A 19,240-nucleotide genomic window follows, 5' to 3' on the forward strand; every position below is an offset into this window, starting at 1 on the left:
CGCCACTTCCTCGCGGACGCGGCCGAAGGCGTGGCGCAGCTCGTCGTCGGTCCGATGGGCGGTCGCCGTGGTCGCCGCGGTGGCCGTGGTCGCCGCGGTGGCCGTGGTCGCCGCGGTGGCTGAGGCCCCCGGGTCGGCCGGAGAATGCTCGGGGTACGGGGTGGTCATGGTGTCCTTCCGTCGGAGTCGGATGCCTGTTCTGCTGCGGCGTGGTCGGTGGTGAGGCCCGCTCGCACGGCGTCCTCGAGGTCCAGGAGGCCCCGCCCTGCCGAGACGAGCTCCCGTGCCGTGGCCACGTGGCTGACGTCGAGGACGGCGGCCACCTGACGTGGCTCCCGGCCGGTGGTGCGGGCCGCCGCGGTCACCAGGGCCTCGACGGAGGCACCGTGGCCGAGGCGGAGTGCCCGGGACAGCCGCAGGAGCGTGGCCGAGCGCAGCGCGCGTGCTGCTGAGCCGTGCTGGCCGGAACGCTCATAGAGCCGGGCCCGGCCCACGGCGGTCTCCGAGGCCGGAACGATCACGGGCAGCGGTTCCACGGCCAGGGGCCCGTGCCGCCGCCCGCGCCACAGCATGAGCACCGCCAGGCAGAGGATGAGCCAGATCCCCGCGGGGCGGACCCAGTCGGGCAACAGCTGGTCCATGGTCGGCGGGCCCGGATCGATCGCCACGTCGGCCAGTCCCGGCAGGTACCAGACCACGTCTGAGGACCGGCCCAGGGACCACAGGGCGAGCACGGGATGGCCTTCGGCGTCGGCGGATTCATTGGCGAACACGCCGACGTGACCGATCACCACGGTGCCGTCGGCGGTCTCCAGGACTGCGTGGGCCGGATCAGTGGTGGAGCCGGATTCCGTTCCGGGGACGGGGAAGCAGGCTTGCGCCCCGGCGCTCCGGTAGGCAAGGCCCGATGCCCCGATCGTCTGCGCCTCCCGGCCCATCGGCAGTCCGCAGCCCTCTCCGGAGGCCAAGGGGTCGCCGTCGGGTACCTGACCTGCCTGGGCGACCGCGGGGGCGAGGGCGCCGAGGGCCTGGAAGCCGGGCTCGACGAGCACCCGCCGCTCCGGAGCGACCTCCTCGGAGAGCCGGTCCAGACCGGTCTCGGGAAGGTGATCGGCGGCATCGTGGAACAGCACCGGGGCCTGCGGGTGCTCCTCCGCCAGCGCCAGGGCCTCCTCGAGGGACTCGGCCGGATGCACCGTGATGCCCTGGGCCTGGAGGACGCGCACCACGGCCTGGCCGCCGTTCGGTGCGGGCGACGAGGGGGAGAGCTGGCGCGTGTCCGGATTCTGGCGCAGCATCGAGGGCAGGGCCACGAGCACCAGCAGGGCGGCCAGGACGAACCAGATCCAGGCCTTCCGCAGCCACCGGGACAGGGCCTGACCGGTGGCCGGAACGGCGGGGCCCGGAGGAGTGGAGGCCTGAGCCGGGGAGGCGGTCCGTTGGGATCGCTGGATGTCGGCGGTCGGCGTGGCTCTCGTCGTCATCGTGGAGCCACCATCCTCCCGGACATTGCGGCACCCTGCAGAGGGCCGGGCGGCGTGGTGTCCGGCGGCATGGTGGCCAACCGGGCGTCGAGGTCACGGACATCCGTGGCCCGGGCGGCCGTCGTCGGGCGATCGCCGTAGACCACGGCGTTGAAGGCGTCCGCGGCGGCCTCCAGGGCCCGGCGCTCCGTGGTGAAGGCTGTTCCGAGGCCATGTGCGGCCTCGGTCGCCGTGCGTCCGGGGCGCGGGTCCAGAACGGTGCGTTCCTCGGCGTGCCGCACGAGGGCGCGGAACCAGGCGACGAGCGCCGCCCCGTGGTCGCCGGCCGCGAAGGCGGTCTCGGCCATCCGGCGGTGCTGCTCCGGCGTGACCGTCCGGTCCGAGAGGACGGCGGCGGCGCGCCGGGCCCGCGCGGCCGCTGTGGCGCGGGGGCGCAGAAGCACCAGGACGACGACTGCCACGGCCACCAGGATGAGCGGCAGGACCCAGCCGGGCAAGGACGGAGCGGCACCACCGAGGGTGCCGAGCCACTCCAGGGCCGCGGACAGGATCCCGCCCAGCCACTCCAGGAGGGGATTCGGTTCGGCCTGGGCGTACTCCGGCCGGGCCAGTTCCTCCTCGATCAGGCGTCGGGCCTCGTCCCGGTCCGGTTCCCAGCCGGCCGGGGCGCCCGGTGCGGTCCTCGCCGTCATCTCAGGCCAGCGCAGCAGGGATCAGTGCCCGGCCGGACCGGTCGGGCCGGTGGGAGTGGATGGACCAGAGGGATGGCGTCCGGGGACCAGCTGGTCGGTTCCGGCGGCTGCCTGCACATCCCGCACCGTGCTGAAGCGTTCATCGTCGCCCGCCCCGGCGGCCTCGGCGGCCGCGGCGAGGTCCAGGTCGAAGCTCTCGTGCCGGATCCGGTAGTCGATGTACAGCAGGGCGACCAGGCAGGAGCTGTAGACGAGGGCGAGGGCGTTGACCAGTGATGAGACGGCCACGCTGAGGAGGGTCCACCATCGCGTGGAGTCCATCATCTCCTCCATCGAGGTGGTGGGATCCAACGGGGCGAACACGCCGCCGATCATGGACAACGGCGTGGTGATGATCGAGGTGATGATGCCGATGATGACGGCCACGAGCAGGATGACGCCCAAGGTCCGCCACCAGTGGCCGCGGGTCAGGGACCAGGAGCGGCCCATGGCTTTGAACGGTCCCTTGAGCTCCACGGCGGAGGCGGCCGCGGCGAGCACCAGCTTGATGTAGAGCCACACGGAGAGGACGACCGACGCGACGGTCAGGACGAACAGCAGGATGCCCATCAGTCCGGCCAGGCCGCCATCCTCACTGACCGCCGCGATGATGAGTCCCACGATGACGCCGATGAACAGGGCGAAGACGATGGCCCCGGCGATCAGGTAGATCAGTGCGAGGCCCATGAGCGACCAGATCTGACGGCCGGTCAGCCTCCAGGCCTGGCCCAGTGAGGTCTTGAGTCCCGCGGCCGAGCGGAGGACCACCACGGCCAGGACGCCATTGGCGATGATGCCGGCCAGCGCCGCGAGCAAGGCTCCCAGGAAGAGCAGCGCGATCGATCCGAACACCTGGCCGAAGACCGGGTTGGTGAGGGGGTCACCGAGGAAGGGGTCCTGGCCGCCCTCCTCCATGAGGATGATGCTGTAGGTGGCGTCGAAGAGCACGTTGGTGGCGAAGATGGACACGACGATCTCGATCAGGGCCACGATCAGAGCGGTACCGAGAACGGCTGCCGCATTACGGCGGATGGCGGCGAAAGAGCCGCTGAGCAGGTCGCCGAGGGCGAGGGGTGTCAGCGGGATGATGCCCGGCCGGCGTGACGGCGTCCCGTATCCGGGCTGCTGACCGTAGGGGTTCTGGTGGCTCGCGGGCTGGCCGTAGGCACCGTAGGGGGACTGGCCGTAGGAGGGCTGGCCATAGGGGGACTGGCTGACCGCGGGACCGTAGGGCGATGGTCCCCAGGGCTGGTGCGCCGGTGGGGCTGGTTGCTGCGGCTGCCGGCCCGGCTCCTGAGGCTGCTGGGCTGGCTGCTGGTCCGGGCCCGGGCCCGGGACCTCGTTCTCGTTCATTGGAGGGTCCCCCTGATGGTCGTGCGGTCGCGGGCCTTCGGCGGGTGGATCCACCGATGTCAGTTCGGCGCGTCCACCTCCAGGGCTGACTATATCGGCCGCATCCCTCCTTGTCGGATAAGGTGGAACGGATGGCCGTTCGGTCTGGTCCGTTCGGGGCCACCGGGCGGTGGCGTCGGTGGGCGGGACCCATCCGACGGGAATTTCAGTCAGGGGAGGACGAATCCGGTGAAGGCCAGAATTCTCGTAGTCGATGATGACGAGGCACTGTCGGAGATGATCGGCATCGTGCTGCGCAACGACGGCTTCGAACCGACGTTCTGTGCGGACGGATCCCAGGCCCTGGAGATGTTCCGTTCCACCCGGCCCGACGTGGTGCTGCTGGACCTGATGCTGCCCGGCATGGACGGAATCGAGGTCTGCCAGGTCATCCGGGCCGAGTCGGACACCCCGATCGTGATGCTGACCGCCAAATCGGACACCTCGGACGTGGTGCGCGGCCTGGAGGCCGGCGCCGATGACTACGTGCCCAAGCCCTTCAAACCCGCTGAACTGGTGGCGCGCGTCCGCGCCCGGCTGCGTGAGGGTGAGACCCGCGCCCCGGAGACCCTGAAGATCGCCGACCTCACGATCGATGTGGCCGGCCACCAGGTCACCCGTGGCGACGGGGCCATTCAGCTCACCCCCCTGGAGTTCGATCTCCTCGTGGCCCTGGCACGCAAGCCGTGGCAGGTCTTCACCCGGGAGATGCTGCTCGAGGAGGTCTGGGGCTATCGGCACCAGGCGGACACCCGGCTGGTGAACGTGCACGTCCAGCGCTTGCGTTCCAAGGTCGAGAAGGACCCCGAGAACCCGGAGGTCGTCCTGACCGTCCGCGGCGTCGGCTACAAGGCCGGTCAGAGCTGAGTTGACCACGGGCACCGTCACCGCCCCCGAGCAGGCGGACACCGTCGGCTCAGACTCGGGTGCGGGGACCGGGGTCCGTGGAGTGATCGGCCGGTGGCTGAGGTCCCTGCGACGCCGTTGGAACGCATCCCTGCAGCTGCGCACCGTGGCGATCACCGCCGTGCTGACCCTCGTGGCGGCCGGTGTGCTGGCCCTCTTCCTGAGCCAGCAGATCACCTCCGGCCTGTTCCAGTCCCGGTTCGATCAGGTCGAGGCCGAATCGAACCGCGGCCTGAACCAGGCCCGGTCCATCTTCGACAACGCCGCCACCAACGACTCCGAGTCGACCGACCTGCTGGTCACCAACACGCTGAACCAGCTGGCCGGGGACACCGGTGCCACGGTGGTGCGGGATATGCTCCTGGTCCCGTTGGAGGAGGCCCAGAATCTCTTCGTGGGGCCCAAGTCCAGTTCCGGGCTGTCGACGGACGTCATCCCGGACGAACTGTCCCAGGCGGTCCAAGGGGACAACGGCACCTATTGGCAGTCCATCAGCCTGCCGGCCGAGGACGGCGGGACGAGTCCCGGACTGGCCTTCGGCACCCAGGTGACCCTGCCGCCCGGCAACATCTATGCGCTCTACATGGTGTACGACCTCTCGAGTGTCCAGGACACCCTGGACTACCTCATGCGAGTCCTCGTGGTCGCCGGGGCCATGCTGGTGATGATGAATTCCCTCATCGCCGTCTACGTCACCCGGTCCGTGGTCCGTCCGGTGAGCCAGGCGGCGTCCACCGCGGAGTCCCTGTCCTCCGGCGACCTGACCGTGCGCATGCCCGTCCACGGTGAGGATGAGATGGCCCGGCTCGGCTCGTCCTTCAACCGGATGGCGGACAACATCCAGGACCAGATCACTCAGTTGGCGGAACTCTCACAGATGCAGCAGCGGTTCGTCTCGGACGTCTCGCACGAGCTGCGGACGCCCCTGACCACGGTGCGGATGGCGGCCGAGGTGCTCTATGACTCCCGGGATGAGTTCGATGCCATCAACCGCCGCTCCACCGAATTGCTCTACCACCAGGTCGAACGATTCCAGGCGCTGCTCGCCGACCTGCTGGAGATCACCCGCTTCGACGCCGGGGCGGCCACCATGGCCCCGGAGGAGACGGACATCCTGCACGTGGCGACCGACGTCGTCCTCACGGCCCAGCCGTTGGCCCACAAGGCCAACACGGCCGTCTTCGTCGTCCCGATGGACATGGAGGTGACGGCGGACGTCGATCCCCGCCGCATCGAACGCATCATCCGCAACCTCGTCAACAACGCGATCGAGCACGGCGAGGGCCGTCCCATCGACGTGATCGTCGGGGCCGGGGAGGACACGGTGGCGGTGGTGGTCCGTGACCACGGGATCGGCATGTCCGAGGATCAGGCCTCTCGCGTCTTCGACCGGTTCTGGCGGGCGGATCCGGCCCGGGCACGCACCACGGGCGGCTCTGGACTGGGCCTGTCCATCGCCACGGAGGACACCCGGCTGCACAACGGGCGCCTGGACGCCTGGGGTGCGCCCGGAGACGGTTCGGCGTTCCGCCTGACCATCCCGCGTCGCAGTGGTGGCACGGTCGGGGACAGCGCGCCGCTGGACCTGCCGCCCGTCTACCCTGAGTCCCAACGCCGGCTGCCGCTGGAGCTGGAGAACCCGGAACCCGCGCACCTCAACGGTGAGGTGATGCCGGACCGGATCCACGAGCAGTCGTTGTACCAGCCACGCCCGGAGACCCCACGGCCGGAGGATGAATCCTGATGACTGATCCCCAGCGCACCGTGGACCGCGATCGACGGGCCCGCACCCCTGGTCCCATGGCCGCCCTCTGTGCCGCACTCGTCGCCGGACTGCTCTTGCTGACCGGCTGTGCCCATCTGCCTCAGAGTGGCCCAGTCGGCACCTCTGACCCCCTGCCGGGTGCCGACAACCAGGTGAACTACTCCTTCACCCCGGCAGGCCCGGCGGAGGACGCGAGCCCGGAGGACATCATCCGCGGCTTCCTCACCGCCGGGACCGGCACCCAGGACGACTACGCCACGGCCCGTGATTTCCTGACGGAGGACGCCGCCGAGGCGTGGAACCCGGAGGCCCGGACCCTGGTCTACAACGAGACACCCACTGTGGTCCCGTCGGCCCAGGACAACCAGTACGAGGTCCAGATCGAGGTGGACTCGGTGGTGGATGAGCGCGGCATCATGAACCGGATGCCGGCCAACACGTCCGAGGCCGTGGGCTTCGCCCTGACCCAGGAGGACGGCCAATGGAGGATCGCGGAGGCGCCGGGCGGCACGATGCTGGAGTCCGCCCAGTTCCGAGCCCTCTTCGCCTCACATGAGTTGTACTTCTACGACCAGTCCTATGCCTACGCCGTGCCGGACCTACGGTGGTTCCTCAACCGGTCGGGCTCAGCGGCGGACATCGTCGGCGCCCTGCTGGACGGGCCCGCACCGTACCTGGACGGCGCCGTGCGGACGGCCTTCCAAGCTGGTTCGGAGCTGTCGCGTCCCTCCGTTCCCGTTGACGTCGGCTCGGCCAAGGTCGATCTCACGCAGCAGACGGTCGAGAGCGCGGACCCCTTGATGCGGCAGCGGATGCAGCAACAGCTTGAGCTCACACTGGACGGGCTGAACAACGTCTCCAGCGTGGAGATGTCCGTGGGTCTGAACCCGCTCGACCTGGGATCGGTGGCGGACAACTTCGAACCGGCCCAGATCAACCCCGGGGTGGGCTCCACCCAGGTCGCCGTCGCCAACGGGGAACTCGTCTACTTCGAGGGCGACGCCACGGTCCCCGTGGGTGGCCTGCAGCTGGACATCGACGGCGGGCCGGTGGACCCCGCCATGAGCCTGGACGGCACTCGTTTCGCGTTCCTGAACGGCGACCGGACGCAGATGGTCTCCGCCGGTACGGACGGATCCCAGGAACTCGAGCTGGAGGGGGAGAATCTGACGCGGCCGAGTTTCGACTCATCCGGCTGGACCTGGACCGTGGACCACGCCAACGGCACCCGCATTATGGCCCTGCAGACCGCCGGCCAGGACGAGGCACCCCTGGAGATCAGCGCAGAATGGCTCGGCGACCGCACCGTCCAGGCCTTGCGCATCTCCCGCGATGGCACGCGGGCGGCCATCGTGGCCGGCGAGGGGGAGTCGTCCCACCTGTACCTCTCTGGCGTCATCCGCGATTCGGAGGGAGTCCCCCGCGGACTCGGTTCGCCGGTCCGGTTGGAGCCCACGGTGCCCGTCAGCGACGTCAACTGGGTCTCCGACCAGAGGCTGCTGGTGGCCGCCACCAGCACGTCATCGGTGGAGGCACAGCTCGTCGGACTCGACGGCTCGCTCGACACGCTGCGGCCGCTGCTGGGTATGACCGGCTTCTCCACGGGCCCCGGTGACAACCCGATCTATGCGGAGACGGCCGAAGCGGTGCACACCCTGGCCGGATCCACGTGGCGGTCCCAGGCCGGGGCCGTGGCCCACGATATGGCCTTCCCCGGCTGACTCGCTAAGGCGTTCCCCGGCTGCCTCGATGGTCCAGCCCGGCCCGCCACGGCTGCCCCTGGCCTCGGGGTTCTCCTCATCCGGACGAGGCCTCCCGGGCGTGTCATCCACAGCGGGACCTGCCTGGTGCCCCCGACCTCGGACACGAGGTGCAGGCTGGGATCATGAGGCTCCCGTCCGGAGGTGCCGTCGGGCTGGGCCGGCTGGTCCATGCGCCGGCGTCTCGTGCCTTGGCACGATCGGGACGCGAGTTGGCAGGGCTGCTGATGCCCAGCCTCTGCGTCCTCTGCGGACGGCAGGACGGCACGGTGTGCCCAGAATGCGTCCCGGGGCTGGTGACCGAACTGCTCCACCCCTTCAGGGCGGAACGCGACGCAGCCGCGTTGCCGCTCTACCCGGGTGGGGCGGTCCGGACCCCGCATCGGCCTCCGCCGGCCAGGTCGCCCGGCGGCGTGGTCCCGCCGGCGGCCTCTGCGGAGGACGGAAACCCGCCGATGCCCCTGGGCGTCCCGGAGCCGTCCCTGCAGCCGGTGCCCGTGGTGGCGGCCGCACGTTACGGGGCGGAGGCTTCGCGGGCGCTCCTGGCGTTCAAAGACCACGGCCGCACGGCCGTGGCCGGGTACCTGCGCCCGGCCGTGCACCGGGCACTGGCCGCCGCTTCGCAGTTGCTGGAGGCACCGGGCCCGTTCACCCTGGTGCCGGTCCCCGCCAGCACAGCCGGATTCCGCGGACGTGGCTATGACCCTGTGGAGGAACTGCTGACCGGCGCCTTGCCACCCGGCTGGAAGGTGGCCACCGGATGGCTGGCGCACCGGCGGAGACCTCTCGTGGACACCCTCCGAACCCGCAGCAGTCATGCGGGCGCCGGATCGCGGCAGCGTCGCCATCGCGGACGGGACCGGTTCCGGACCACCCGGCGTTTCGCCGCGGAGGCCCACCGCGGTCTCGGACGCAACGTGGTGGTGTTCGACGACGTCATGACCACGGGATCCACGCTCGCGGCCACGTGGCATGCCCTCGAGCAGGCTGGAATCCGGCCGGTGGGCGCGGTGGTGGTGGCCGCGGTGACCGCACCGGGGACGGCACCTGACGAAGGTCTTAACTCGGCGTGAAGAAAGTACTAGGGTGAGGGCAACGGGCCCCTCGGGGATCGTCTTCGGCGGCTGGAAGGAGGAGTTCTTCCCGCCGCCGAGGTGCATTAAGGGGCCGGCGCAGGGCCGGCCGCACGGTGCACGCACATGTTCGAATAGCCGTCAGGCTCCTAGGAGGACATCATGACCATGGACGTCAGCTACGTTGCCCGCAACGTCTCCCTTCCGGACCGGTTCCGGGACTACGCCCAGGAGAAGTTCAGCAAGATCGAGCAGCTATCCACACGCGCTCAGGGGCTGGAGATTAAGGTCACCAAGCAGGCCAACCACCGTCATTCGGACGAGAAGCTCACCGTGGAGTTGACCGTCCACGGCAAGGGCAAGGTCATTCGCGCGGAGGCCCAGGCTGACGACAAGTTCGCCGCCTTCGATCTGGCGTTCGGCAAGCTCCTGGAGCGGTTGAGGCGCCTCCGTGACCGGCAGAAGGACCGTCACCAGAAGCGGGTTTCAGTGGCGGATGCGACGGCCGCGTTGCCCTTGGTCCAACCGGGGCAGTCACTGGTCGAGCAGGTCATGGCGGACCAGGCCGCGCAAAACCACTCCACACCGGAGGACGACGGCGAGGCCCCCGTGCGGATCCGCAAGAAGGTCTTCCCAGCCACGCCCGTCAGCGTCGACGACGCTGTCGATGCCATGGAACTGGTCGGACACGATTTCTACCTCTTCATCGACGAGTCCACCGGCCGGCCGTCCGCCGTCTACCGCCGCAAGGGCTGGAGCTACGGTGTGATCGCGCTCGATGCCGACCATCCTGACGCTGAGGTGCAGGAAGAGGACATTCACTATCGAGCCGCAACCGTCTGAGTCCTTGGCACCACGCCGCGGACGACGACCGCCCGGTCCCGAGGGGCCGGGCGGTCCGGTGCTCGGCTACTCGGAAGCCCGCCGGACGGTGCTGGCAGCCCAGTTGATCCACCGACGACGCCGGCCGGGCCCGCCGGGTGCACGAAAGGTCAGATCGACACTGGACCGGCTCGGCGTGCTGCAGGTGGACTCCGTCAGCATTCTCGCCCGGGCCCACTACGTGCCTCTCTTCAGCCGGCTGGGCCCCTATGATCCGGCTCTGCTGGACCGGCTGTCCCATCGGTCGTCCCACCAGGGGCGCCCCCCGTGGACCGAGTACTGGGCCCACGAGGCCTCCCTGGTCCCGGTCCGATTGCGCCCGGCGCTCGTGGCCGTCCAACGGCGTACCTGGATGACCGCCACGGACCTGGACGCGCAGATCAAGAATGAGCTGTCGCACCAGATCCTGGCGTTGCTCTCCGCCTCACGCCCGCTGACGGCGCGGCAGGTCGAGGACCGACTGGGGCATCACGGCGGCCACCAGGGACACTGGGGCTGGAACTGGTCCGTGGTCAAGCGGGTCCTCGAGGACCTGTTCGCCTCCGGGCAGATCGCCAGCGCTGGACGCAATCCCCACTTCGAACGCCGCTTCGTGCCGGCCTCGGCCATCGACCCTGCGGACGAGGTGCCGGACCGTGACGCGGCGGCCCTGGAGCTGGTGGACACCGCCGCGCGGGCCCTCGGGGTGGCCACCGAGGCCAGCCTCGCCGACTACTACCGGATCACCGTCATGGCCGCACGCGCCGCAGCGGTGCAACTGCACCACGCCGGCGTCCTGGAACCGGTCCGGCTGCCGGGTCTCCGCGGGACGACCATGGCGGCGTGGCGCCATGCCGAGGCGGTGACGCCCAGGACCGCGACCGGCCGGGCCCTGGTCAGTCCCTTCGATCCGCTGGTATTCCACCGGCCGCGGGTCGAGGCGCTGTTCGGCGTCCGGTACCGCCTGGGGATCTACACCCCCGCGCCGAAACGGACCCGTGGTTATTACTCCCTGTTGTTCCTGCTCGGGGAGCGGCTGGTCGCCCAGGTCGACCTCAAAGCGGACCGCGCCGGCAAGGTGCTGCTGGTGCGCGGTGCCTGGTCCGAGGACCCGGCCGCGGTTCCCGGCGGTCCCGGGAACGCGGGCGGGGCGGAGAGCGGGGCGGCCGGCGTCGGGCAGGTGGTGGTGGAGTTGGCCGCCGAACTGGGCGAGTTGGCCGACTGGCTGGGCCTGGAGGACGTGGCGGTGGAGGGGAATGCCGACGGAGACCTGCCAGCGGAACTGCGGAGGGCATGGAGGAAGCTCCCAGAGATTTGACCGTAGACTGTGCGGGTATCCCCGTGGCTGCTGGCCGAACCGGGGTACCCGAGCGCAACGCATACCGACGCACCCGGTGCACCGGGGAACAGGGAGTCTAGGCACGTGGCATCATTCATCGAACGAATCCTGAAGACCGGGGACAAGAAGGTCCTCAAGCGCCTGAGGGGATTCGCCGACGCCATCAATGTCCTCGAGGACGAGTTCCTCGAGATGTCCGACGCCGAGCTGCGCGGAGAGACCGAAGCGTTCCGTGAGCGGATCGCCGGCGGCGAGTCGCTCGACTCACTGTTGCCCGAGGCCTTCGCCGCTGTGCGTGAGGCAGCCGGACGCACCCTCGGCCAGCGTCACTACGACGTCCAGCTGATGGGCGGGGCGGCCCTGCACCTCGGGAACATCGCCGAGATGAAGACCGGTGAGGGCAAGACCCTCGTGGCCACCGCCCCGGCCTACCTCAACGCCCTCTCCGGCCAGGGCGTCCACGTCATCACGGTCAACGACTACCTTGCCAGCTATCAGTCCGAGCTCATGGGCCGTGTCTTCCGGTTCCTCGGCCTGGAGACCGGCGTGATCGTCGCCAACCAGGATCCGGCCACCCGGCGCGCCCAGTACGCCGCGGACATCACCTACGGCACGAACAACGAGTTCGGCTTCGACTACCTGCGGGACAACATGGCCTGGTCCAAGGACGAACTCGTCCAGCGCGGCCACCACTTCGCCATCGTCGACGAGGTCGACTCCATCCTCATCGACGAGGCCCGCACTCCGCTGATCATCTCCGGCCCGGCCCAGGGCGATGCCTCGCGCTGGTACACCGAGTTCTCCAAGCTGGTGCGCAAGCTGACCCTGGACGAGGACTATGAGGTCGACGAGAAGAAGAAGACCGTGGGTGTGCTCGAGCCCGGCATCGAGAAGACGGAGGACTGGCTGGGCATCTCCAACCTCTACGAGTCCGCCAACACCCCGCTGATCCAGTACCTGAACAACGCCATCAAGGCCAAGGAACTGTTCAAGAAGGACAAGGACTACGTCGTGCTGGGCGGCGAGGTCAACATCGTGGACGAGCACACCGGACGTGTCCTGGCCGGCCGCCGCTACAACGAGGGCATGCACCAGGCCATCGAGGCCAAGGAGGGCGTGCAGATCAAGGCGGAGAACCAGACCCTGGCCACCGTCACCCTGCAGAACTACTTCCGCCTCTACGAGAAGCTGTCCGGCATGACCGGTACCGCCGAGACCGAGGCCGGCGAGTTCATGTCCACCTACAAGCTCGGGGTGGTGGTCATCCCCTCCAACAAGCCCAAGCAGCGCGCGGACCAGACGGACCTCATCTACAAGAACGAGGTGGCGAAGTTCGACGCGGTGGTGAAGGACATCGCCGAGCGGCATGAGAAGGGCCAGCCCGTCCTGGTGGGCACCACCTCGGTGGAGAAGTCCGAATACCTCTCCAAGCTGCTGGCCAAGAACGGCGTCCGGCACGAGGTGCTCAACGCCAAGAACCACGCTCGTGAGGCGTCGATCGTGGCTCAGGCGGGCCGTAAGGGGGCCGTCACGGTGGCCACCAACATGGCCGGCCGCGGTACCGACATCATGCTGGGCGGCAATGCCGAGCACAACGCGGTCGACGAGATGCAGAAGCGTGGCGTGGATCCCGTCGAGGATGCCGAACGCTATGAGGAACTGTGGGACGAGGTCCTGGCAGCCGCCCAGGAGGGCGTCCAGAAGGAACACGAGGAGGTCCTCGAACTCGGCGGACTCTATGTGCTCGGCACGGAGCGCCACGAGTCCCGGCGCTTCGACAACCAGCTGCGCGGCCGTTCCGGCCGCCAAGGTGATCCGGGCGAATCCCGTTTCTACCTCTCGCTGACCGATGACCTGATGCGCCTCTTCAACCCGGGTGCCGCGTCCCGCATCATGAACTCCGCCTCCGTCCCGGATGACATGGCGCTGGAGTCGAAGATGGTGTCCGGGGCGATCCAGAATGCTCAGCAGCAGGTCGAATCGCGTAACACCGAGCAGCGCAAGAACGTGCTGAAGTACGACGACGTGATGAACCGCCAGCGTGAGGCCATCTACACGGACCGCCGGCACATCCTGGAGGGGGAGGACCTGCGGTCCAAGATCCAGAATTTCCTCGAAGATGCGGTCTCCACGGTGGTGGATGAGGCCACGGGTGTCGGGCACGCCGGCGACTGGGACCTGGACCAGCTCTGGACGGATATGAAGCAGATGTACCCGGTGGGCGTCACGGTGGACGAGGTGGTGGAGGAGTCCGGCGGCCTGACGAAGCTCAAGGCCGAGGACCTGAAGCGCGAGCTGGTCTCCGATGCCAGGCTGGCCTACGAGGACCGGGAGAAGGCCATCGGGCCGGACACCTTGCGCGAACTGGAGCGCCGTGTGGTGCTCTCGGTGATCGGCCGGAAGTGGCAGGAGCACCTCTACGAGATGGACTACCTCAAGGAGGGCATCGGGCTGCGCTCCATGGCCCAGCGTGATCCCCTGGTGGAGTACCAGCGCGAGGGTTTCATCCTGTTCGAGGCCATGATGGAGGCCATCCGGGAGGAATCGATCGGCTACCTGTTCAACCTGGAGGTGCAGGCCGCTCCTGCTCCGACCACGTTGCCCGGAGTTCAGGACGCCAGGTCCGCGACGATGACGCCGGTCTTGAACGTCAAAGGCCTCGACGCGCCTCGCCAGCCGTCCACCCTGCGGTTTTCCGCGCCGTCGGACTCCGGTGAGGTCACCACACAGGTACGCCGCACTGATGGGGCGACCGGCGGGCAGACCTCGGCAGGAGACGCTGACGAGGCAAGCCGGAACGGCTCCGGCAACGGGGCCGGCGGGGCCGGCGGGGCCAAGAATGCTCCGCGCGGTGTCAAGAAGTCCAAGAAGAGCCGCCGCTAGCCCAGTTCCAGCGTCGTGACCTTCCACCGGTTGCGGTGCTTCTCGATGCGCAGGGCCATGGCCCGGGCGCGGTCGGGCAATTGGACGGTGGCACTGGCCTCGTAGGCCTCCTGCCCCAGGCGGCAGGCACGGGCCCCGAGAGCCTTCGGGGCCGCAGCGGGACCATCCGTCCGGGTGGCCCGCAGGCGGTGGGCCAAATCGGCCCGACGGATCATCTTCTGGTAGGTGGCCAGGTCAAGCCATGCGGACAGCTGACGTGCCGGCCGAAGTCCGAGTTCGGCCTCCACGCAGGCCAGGGCCACGATCCGTGCCAGTGAACGGACGTGGCGTTCTTCCTCCCGCCGGCGTTCGGCCTGGGCACGCTCGGCCGTCGTGGTCCCCTCGAGGGGCCGCTGCCGGGGCGCCCACGCCGCGTGCTGCGGACTGTGGGATGGCCGGGAGGCCAGCCCCAGGGTGGATCCGGCTACGGAGTCCAGGGGTGGCAGGGCCGCGGGGACAGCGGTGACGGTCAGGGCTGGAGTCCGCTCCGGGGCCTGCGCTGCTGCCGTGGTCAAGGTCGTCATGGTTCCTCCGGTTGTACTGGGATCGAGCATGTTCGGGATTGGGTGGTGCTTCGGCCCGGCGTGCGGCAAGAGGCGCGGCCTAGCTCAGGGGTGGTGCCGTGAGGACGGTGCCGGGGATCAGTAGATCGGCATCGCTGCCGATCACGGTGCGGTTGTGGTCATGCCACTGGCGCCATCGGCCGTCCACTTCCAGGTCTGTGGCCGTGGGCCCCAGTTCGTGTGAGGCGATGTCCCACAGGCAATCTCCCCGGCGCACCGTGACGGTCTTGGCGTCGTCCGTGGCGGGCTGGCCTGAGCGAGGTGCACCGGGCGCGGTCGGCACCGGGGCCGAGGGTTTCCACGTGGGTGACGGCAAGGGCTGCTCGTCCGGCCGGGAAGCCGAAGCGGCCGAGAGCCAACCCGGGTGGGGGAGGGCGGAGGGCGTGTACTCCGAGGCTTCCCGCGCTGGGGAGGCCTGGGCCGCCGGGAGTGGCTCAACGGCGGAACCCGGTGCGGCCCCCCAGGCCCCGGGCGCCAGCAACAGGTTGACTCCCACGACGGACGCCGCCACCCGGCGGAGGAAAGCGGGGGAGAGTGTGCTGCCGAAGCGAATGAGAAGGAGCGACCTGGTCCCGTGACCCAGAGCCACCACGGCGGTGCCGAGCACGGCCAAGAACCACCAAGCGGCGACGACGGCGCCCGCTCCGGCACACAGGGAGGCCACCAGTCGCTCGACGAGGGGCAGGCCCGCGCCCGGCGCGGCCCCTCCCAGCCCGGTGGAGCCGAACCACCACAGCAATGGTCCGGCCACGGTGCACAGCAGGGTCAGGATCAGGTCCTCGCCCCGGAGTGCCGGGCGGCGGTTCTCAGACGATGCACTCACGGTGTGCCCCTTCAGTCACGAGGGCTCTGGGCGCCCGTCGCTTTTCTTTGATGGACTAAGGCAACAATAGACGACTAAAGATGTCAATAGGTGGGTGTAGAGATTTTGTAAGAACGTTTGATGGCGTTTGACAACGTTTGGATCCACGCCGTGTGTGGTCCGGTCCGGATTCCGGGGCGTTGCCGCGACGGCCCGTTGCCCCTCGAGGCTGGTGGGGTCGGTGCACCCGTTTAGGCTGGGCAGATGAGATGGGACGGGCTGTTCGCCGATCTGGAGGCCCAGCTGGCCCAGGGGCACTGGCAGGACACGGAGGCCGAGGCGGCCGAGATGACGCGCGGCGAGCGATCCGCGATCGCCCTGATCGATCGCTTGCGCGGTGCGGTGGGGACGCCGCTGACGCTCGTGCTGTCGGACGGTCAACGACTGGAGTTGACCCTATCCACCGTGGGGTCCACGTGGGTCGGTGGGACGGACCGGAGCGGGAGCCTGGTGGTCAATCTCGCCACCGTGGTGGCCATCGACAGCCCCCTGGCCGTGGTGGTTCCGGAAGCATCCGCCGGGCGGCGGCGACTGGGCATCGGCTCCCTGTACCGGTCGTTGTCCCGTGCCCGCGTGGCTCTCGTGGTCGCCGGCCGGGACGGGCGGCTGCTCGGGGAGGGCACCATCGACCGGGTGGGACTGGACCACCTCGACCTGGCCGTCCACCCTCGGGACGAGCAGCGGCGCGGGCGCAATGTCCGCGGACTCAGGGTGATCCCCTTCGAGGCGATCCACCTGGTGCGTTCGGCTCAGGCGTCCTCGGTCTGAGGTGCACCGGCCTTTCGGGCCTCGGCCTTGGCGGCCTGCTGCACGTAGAGGTCATCGATGTACTCGTCGAGCTTGACCTGCTCCACCCGCCACTGGCCACGACCGCCGATCTGGATGGCCGGCAGCTCCCCACTGCGCACCAGCGCGCGGGCCTGCGCCATGGAGACCTGCAGTTCCTCGGCGACATCGGTCAGGGTCAGGAAGCGCGGCATGGGTCCTCCGGGTCGAATGCGGGCATTGGTCACCTCCATTCTTCCACGGTCACCTTCCGTGCCGGGGTTGTCCACAGCGGCGGTGCGGTCCACTCGGTTCACCCCGTCTTGTCCACACCCTGGCCTGTGCGGCGCCGGCCTTGGATAAGGTGGTCGGGGATGTCGGCGGCGAATGGGGCTGCCGGACCGGAGAGGGAGGACGCCCGTGGTGGCGACGAACACGGCGGAGGCTCCGCGGCTCACGCGGCCGGGGTGGAAGGATCCCCGGCTGCTGGCCGGGCTCCTGCTGGTGCTGTTGTCGGTGGCCGGCATCGTGGCACTGGTGCAGTCACTGGACCGTTCGGAGGGCTATTGGGCCGCCGGGCAGGACCTGGTTCCGGGCAGCGTGGTCGAGACCGACCAGTTGACAGTGGTGCAGGCCCGATTGGGTGACGCGGCCGACGACTACCTCCCTGCGGACGAGCCGTTCCCCGGGGACGGGGCGGTGGTGGGCACGGTACGCCAGGGCGAACTGCTCCCGGCCGGCGCCGTGGCCAGGGTGGACCCTCAGTCTCGGCAGGCCGTGTCCCTGACGGTGGCCGACCCGCTCCCTGAGGGAACGGTCTCCGGGGCCCGCGTGGACGTGTGGATCGCTGCCCAGGACGGCAATCAGGGGTTCAGCGAACCGGAACTGGTCGCCCCGTCCGCCGAACTGGCTGAAATCACGGAGGCCACCGGTTCGTTCGGCTCCACGGGCGGGATGAACGTGCAGATCCTCGTGGGTCCGGAGCAACTGCCACAGGTCTTGGACGCCAAGGGCAACGGCGCGCGTATCAGCGTGGTCCCGTCGCTTGCGGGACAGTAGGAGTGCACGTGCGCAAGGTCTCGGTGGCCACCACCATCATGCCCGGCTTCGACCATGTCTCCGGACTCGAGCGACTGCGTGGACCTGTCACGGTGATCCGCCGCTGCGAGAGCCTTGCCGAACTGATCTCGATGGCCCGCACGGGGCTGGCAGACGTCGTACTCGTGGCCGGAGACACCGATCAACTCACCTTGACGTTCCTGGACTCCCTGAGGGCCGGAGGCGCGAGTTCCCGCACCGCCGCGGTGGTGGCGCTCAGCGAGGTGGCCGCTGAACGCGCCCGCCTCGGCGGACTGGGTATCCCGGTGGCCGTCCCTGACCTGGCACCCGAGGACCTGGCGAGGCTGCTGGCCGACGCAGCCTCCCAGGACCAGCAACGTCAGCGTGTCACGGCCGAACCCGGGCCACGCGGACGCGGCCGCCGGTCCGCCCGGAACGGCGCTGACGACCTGACCGAGCCCGAGCACCAGACGACGCCGGCTCACCCGGGCGACGATGAGGCGCTCGCCCCCAGTGCGGGAGCCGACCATGCCCAGGCTCAGTCCGCCGCCGTCACGGCGGCTGGAACCGCCCGGGCCGGGGCAGAGCGGGATGGCGCCGGAGGGGAAAGCGCACGAGGGGCAGACACCGGCCCGGCCGTGCCAGGCGACCTGGCGCCAGACCGTATCGACGAGTCGGACACGGAGGTACCCCCCGACCGGGGCGACGAGCCGGAGCCCCTGGTCCCCGGGGGCAGTGCCACCGAACCCGCGGCACCGCCGCGGGTGACCGCCGTCTGGGGCCCCGCAGGAAGCCCGGGCCGCACCACGGTGGCCGTCAACCTGGCGGTGGAGCTGGCGCTCTCCGGGCGCAACACCCTGCTGATAGATCTGGACACCTATGCGGCCTCCGCGGGCATCCACCTGGGTCTGCTGGACGAATCCGCGGGCATCGCCCAAGCATGCCGGACCGCCGACCAGGGCGGGATCTCCCCGGAGGGGGTCGGACGATCAGCGCTCCGGGCGCGGGTGGCCGGGACCACCTTGCAGGTGCTCACGGGCCTCACCCGTGCGGACCGGTGGCCGGAACTGCGCCGCGCCGCCCTGGACGACGTGCTCGCGGCGGCCACCGCCGGCTGGGACGAGATCGTGCTGGACTGTGGGTTCTGCCTGGAGGAGGATGAGGAACTCAGTTTCGACATCCCTGCTCCACAGCGCAACGCGGCCACGTTGGCGGGGTTGGCCGCCGCGGACCGTATCCTGGCCGTTGGCACTGGTGACCCGGTAGGGTTGCCCCGGCTCATCCACAGCCTGGACGAACTGGGCCTGCATGTGGACACCATGGAGCGTAGCCAGGTCGAGGTGGTCGTCAACCAGGTCCGGCCGGACGCCTCGGGGGTGGCCCCGCAATCGCAGATCACCGGCGTCCTCGACCGCTTCGGCGGGTCCTGGACTGTCGGAGGGTTCCTGCCCTGGGACCGCCGGGCCCTGGACCGTGCACTGCTCGGCGGACAGGTGCTGGCCGAGGCCGCACCGAAGTCGGCCCTGCGCCGCGCCGTGGCCCGGCTGGCCGGTACGGCCGCCGGAACTGTGCAGACGAGATCCGCCACGGCCGCCCTCGGGCCGGGTCTGCGGACCTTGCTGCGGCGCAGCTGAGCCCCGCACCGCTCTGCAGCGGGCACGTCGTTCACGCTTTGACCTGCGGGCCGTTAGGCTCGCTTTAGTGGACCAAGGACGTTCCACTCATCCGGTCGCACCCGGCTCAGACCCGGTGCCTCCG

General features: G+C 69.6%; 16 protein-coding genes. 10 read left to right on the top strand and 6 right to left on the bottom strand.

Features of this window, described 5'->3' with window-relative positions; all coding sequences use genetic code 11:
• Positions 1-164: 164 nt before the first annotated feature.
• From RUH65_RS02970 to RUH65_RS02980, 3 genes are read right to left on the bottom strand one after another with little or no spacing between them, the layout of a single operon-like run.
• Positions 165-1,484 (bottom strand): DUF4350 domain-containing protein, encoded by a 1,320-nt coding sequence (locus RUH65_RS02970; protein ID WP_313815712.1) that lies wholly within the window; start codon positions 1,482-1,484, stop codon positions 165-167.
• Positions 1,481-2,176 carry a DUF4129 domain-containing protein gene (locus RUH65_RS02975; RefSeq protein WP_313815713.1) on the bottom strand — a complete coding sequence of 232 codons (696 nt, stop codon included), beginning with the start codon at positions 2,174-2,176 and terminating at the stop codon, positions 1,481-1,483. The genes RUH65_RS02970 and RUH65_RS02975 overlap by 4 nt, the downstream gene beginning before the upstream one ends.
• A 21-nt stretch (positions 2,177-2,197) precedes the next feature.
• Positions 2,198-3,568, bottom strand: a complete 1,371-nt coding sequence (locus RUH65_RS02980) for a hypothetical protein (protein ID WP_313815714.1) — start codon at positions 3,566-3,568, stop codon at positions 2,198-2,200.
• 228 nt (positions 3,569-3,796) lie between these two features.
• Here RUH65_RS02980 and mtrA point away from each other — a divergent pair, with 228 nt between their 5' ends.
• From mtrA to secA, 7 genes are all read left to right on the top strand, one after another.
• A complete protein-coding gene (mtrA, locus tag RUH65_RS02985; protein ID WP_313815715.1) occupies positions 3,797-4,474 on the top strand; it encodes an MtrAB system response regulator MtrA in 678 nt (225 codons plus the stop codon).
• Between the two features lies 1 nt (position 4,475).
• Positions 4,476-6,257 carry an MtrAB system histidine kinase MtrB gene (mtrB, locus tag RUH65_RS02990; RefSeq protein WP_313815716.1) on the top strand — a complete coding sequence of 594 codons (1,782 nt, stop codon included), beginning with the start codon at positions 4,476-4,478 and terminating at the stop codon, positions 6,255-6,257.
• The gene (locus tag RUH65_RS02995; RefSeq protein ID WP_313815717.1) at positions 6,257-7,999 is read left to right on the top strand and encodes an LpqB family beta-propeller domain-containing protein; all 1,743 of its coding nucleotides are present in this window, start codon (positions 6,257-6,259) and stop codon (positions 7,997-7,999) included. Before mtrB ends, RUH65_RS02995 begins: the two co-directional genes overlap by 1 nt.
• A gap of 164 nt (positions 8,000-8,163) precedes the next feature.
• On the top strand, positions 8,164-9,111 hold the full coding sequence (locus RUH65_RS03000) for a phosphoribosyltransferase family protein (RefSeq protein WP_313815718.1): 948 nt from the start codon (positions 8,164-8,166) through the stop codon (positions 9,109-9,111).
• Positions 9,112-9,273: 162 nt separating this feature from the next.
• The gene (hpf, locus tag RUH65_RS03005) at positions 9,274-9,954 is read left to right on the top strand and encodes a ribosome hibernation-promoting factor, HPF/YfiA family (protein WP_313815719.1); all 681 of its coding nucleotides are present in this window, start codon (positions 9,274-9,276) and stop codon (positions 9,952-9,954) included.
• 88 nt (positions 9,955-10,042) lie between these two features.
• Positions 10,043-11,290 carry a DNA glycosylase AlkZ-like family protein gene (locus RUH65_RS03010; RefSeq protein ID WP_313815758.1) on the top strand — a complete coding sequence of 416 codons (1,248 nt, stop codon included), beginning with the start codon at positions 10,043-10,045 and terminating at the stop codon, positions 11,288-11,290.
• A gap of 105 nt (positions 11,291-11,395) precedes the next feature.
• The gene (gene secA, locus RUH65_RS03015; protein WP_313815720.1) at positions 11,396-14,194 is read left to right on the top strand and encodes a preprotein translocase subunit SecA; all 2,799 of its coding nucleotides are present in this window, start codon (positions 11,396-11,398) and stop codon (positions 14,192-14,194) included.
• On the opposite strand, the gene RUH65_RS03020 is transcribed toward secA, so the two are convergent.
• Positions 14,191-14,757, bottom strand: a complete 567-nt coding sequence (locus tag RUH65_RS03020; RefSeq protein ID WP_313815721.1) for an Rv3235 family protein — start codon at positions 14,755-14,757, stop codon at positions 14,191-14,193. The genes secA and RUH65_RS03020 overlap by 4 nt on opposite strands.
• Positions 14,758-14,836: 79 nt before the next feature.
• Positions 14,837-15,619, bottom strand: coding sequence for a hypothetical protein (locus tag RUH65_RS03025; protein ID WP_313815722.1), 783 nt, complete (start codon positions 15,617-15,619; stop codon positions 14,837-14,839).
• 243 nt (positions 15,620-15,862) lie between these two features.
• On the opposite strand from RUH65_RS03025, the gene RUH65_RS03030 reads away from it, so the two are divergent.
• Positions 15,863-16,426: a hypothetical protein gene (locus RUH65_RS03030; RefSeq protein ID WP_313815723.1), complete on the top strand. Its 564-nt coding sequence runs from the start codon at positions 15,863-15,865 to the stop codon at positions 16,424-16,426.
• On the opposite strand, the gene RUH65_RS03035 is transcribed toward RUH65_RS03030, so the two are convergent.
• Positions 16,408-16,638 carry a helix-turn-helix domain-containing protein gene (locus RUH65_RS03035; RefSeq protein ID WP_313815724.1) on the bottom strand — a complete coding sequence of 77 codons (231 nt, stop codon included), beginning with the start codon at positions 16,636-16,638 and terminating at the stop codon, positions 16,408-16,410. The genes RUH65_RS03030 and RUH65_RS03035 overlap by 19 nt on opposite strands.
• 208 nt (positions 16,639-16,846) lie before the next feature.
• On the opposite strand from RUH65_RS03035, the gene RUH65_RS03040 reads away from it, so the two are divergent.
• Complete coding sequence (locus RUH65_RS03040) at positions 16,847-17,482, top strand: flagellar biosynthesis protein FlgA (protein WP_313815725.1); 636 nt, start codon at positions 16,847-16,849, stop codon at positions 17,480-17,482.
• A gap of 8 nt (positions 17,483-17,490) precedes the next feature.
• The gene (locus RUH65_RS03045) at positions 17,491-19,116 is read left to right on the top strand and encodes an ATPase (protein ID WP_313815726.1); all 1,626 of its coding nucleotides are present in this window, start codon (positions 17,491-17,493) and stop codon (positions 19,114-19,116) included.
• Positions 19,117-19,240: the final 124 nt, after the last annotated feature.

The organism is Citricoccus sp., assembly GCF_032154715.1.
Classification (GTDB): domain Bacteria; phylum Actinomycetota; class Actinomycetes; order Actinomycetales; family Micrococcaceae; genus Citricoccus.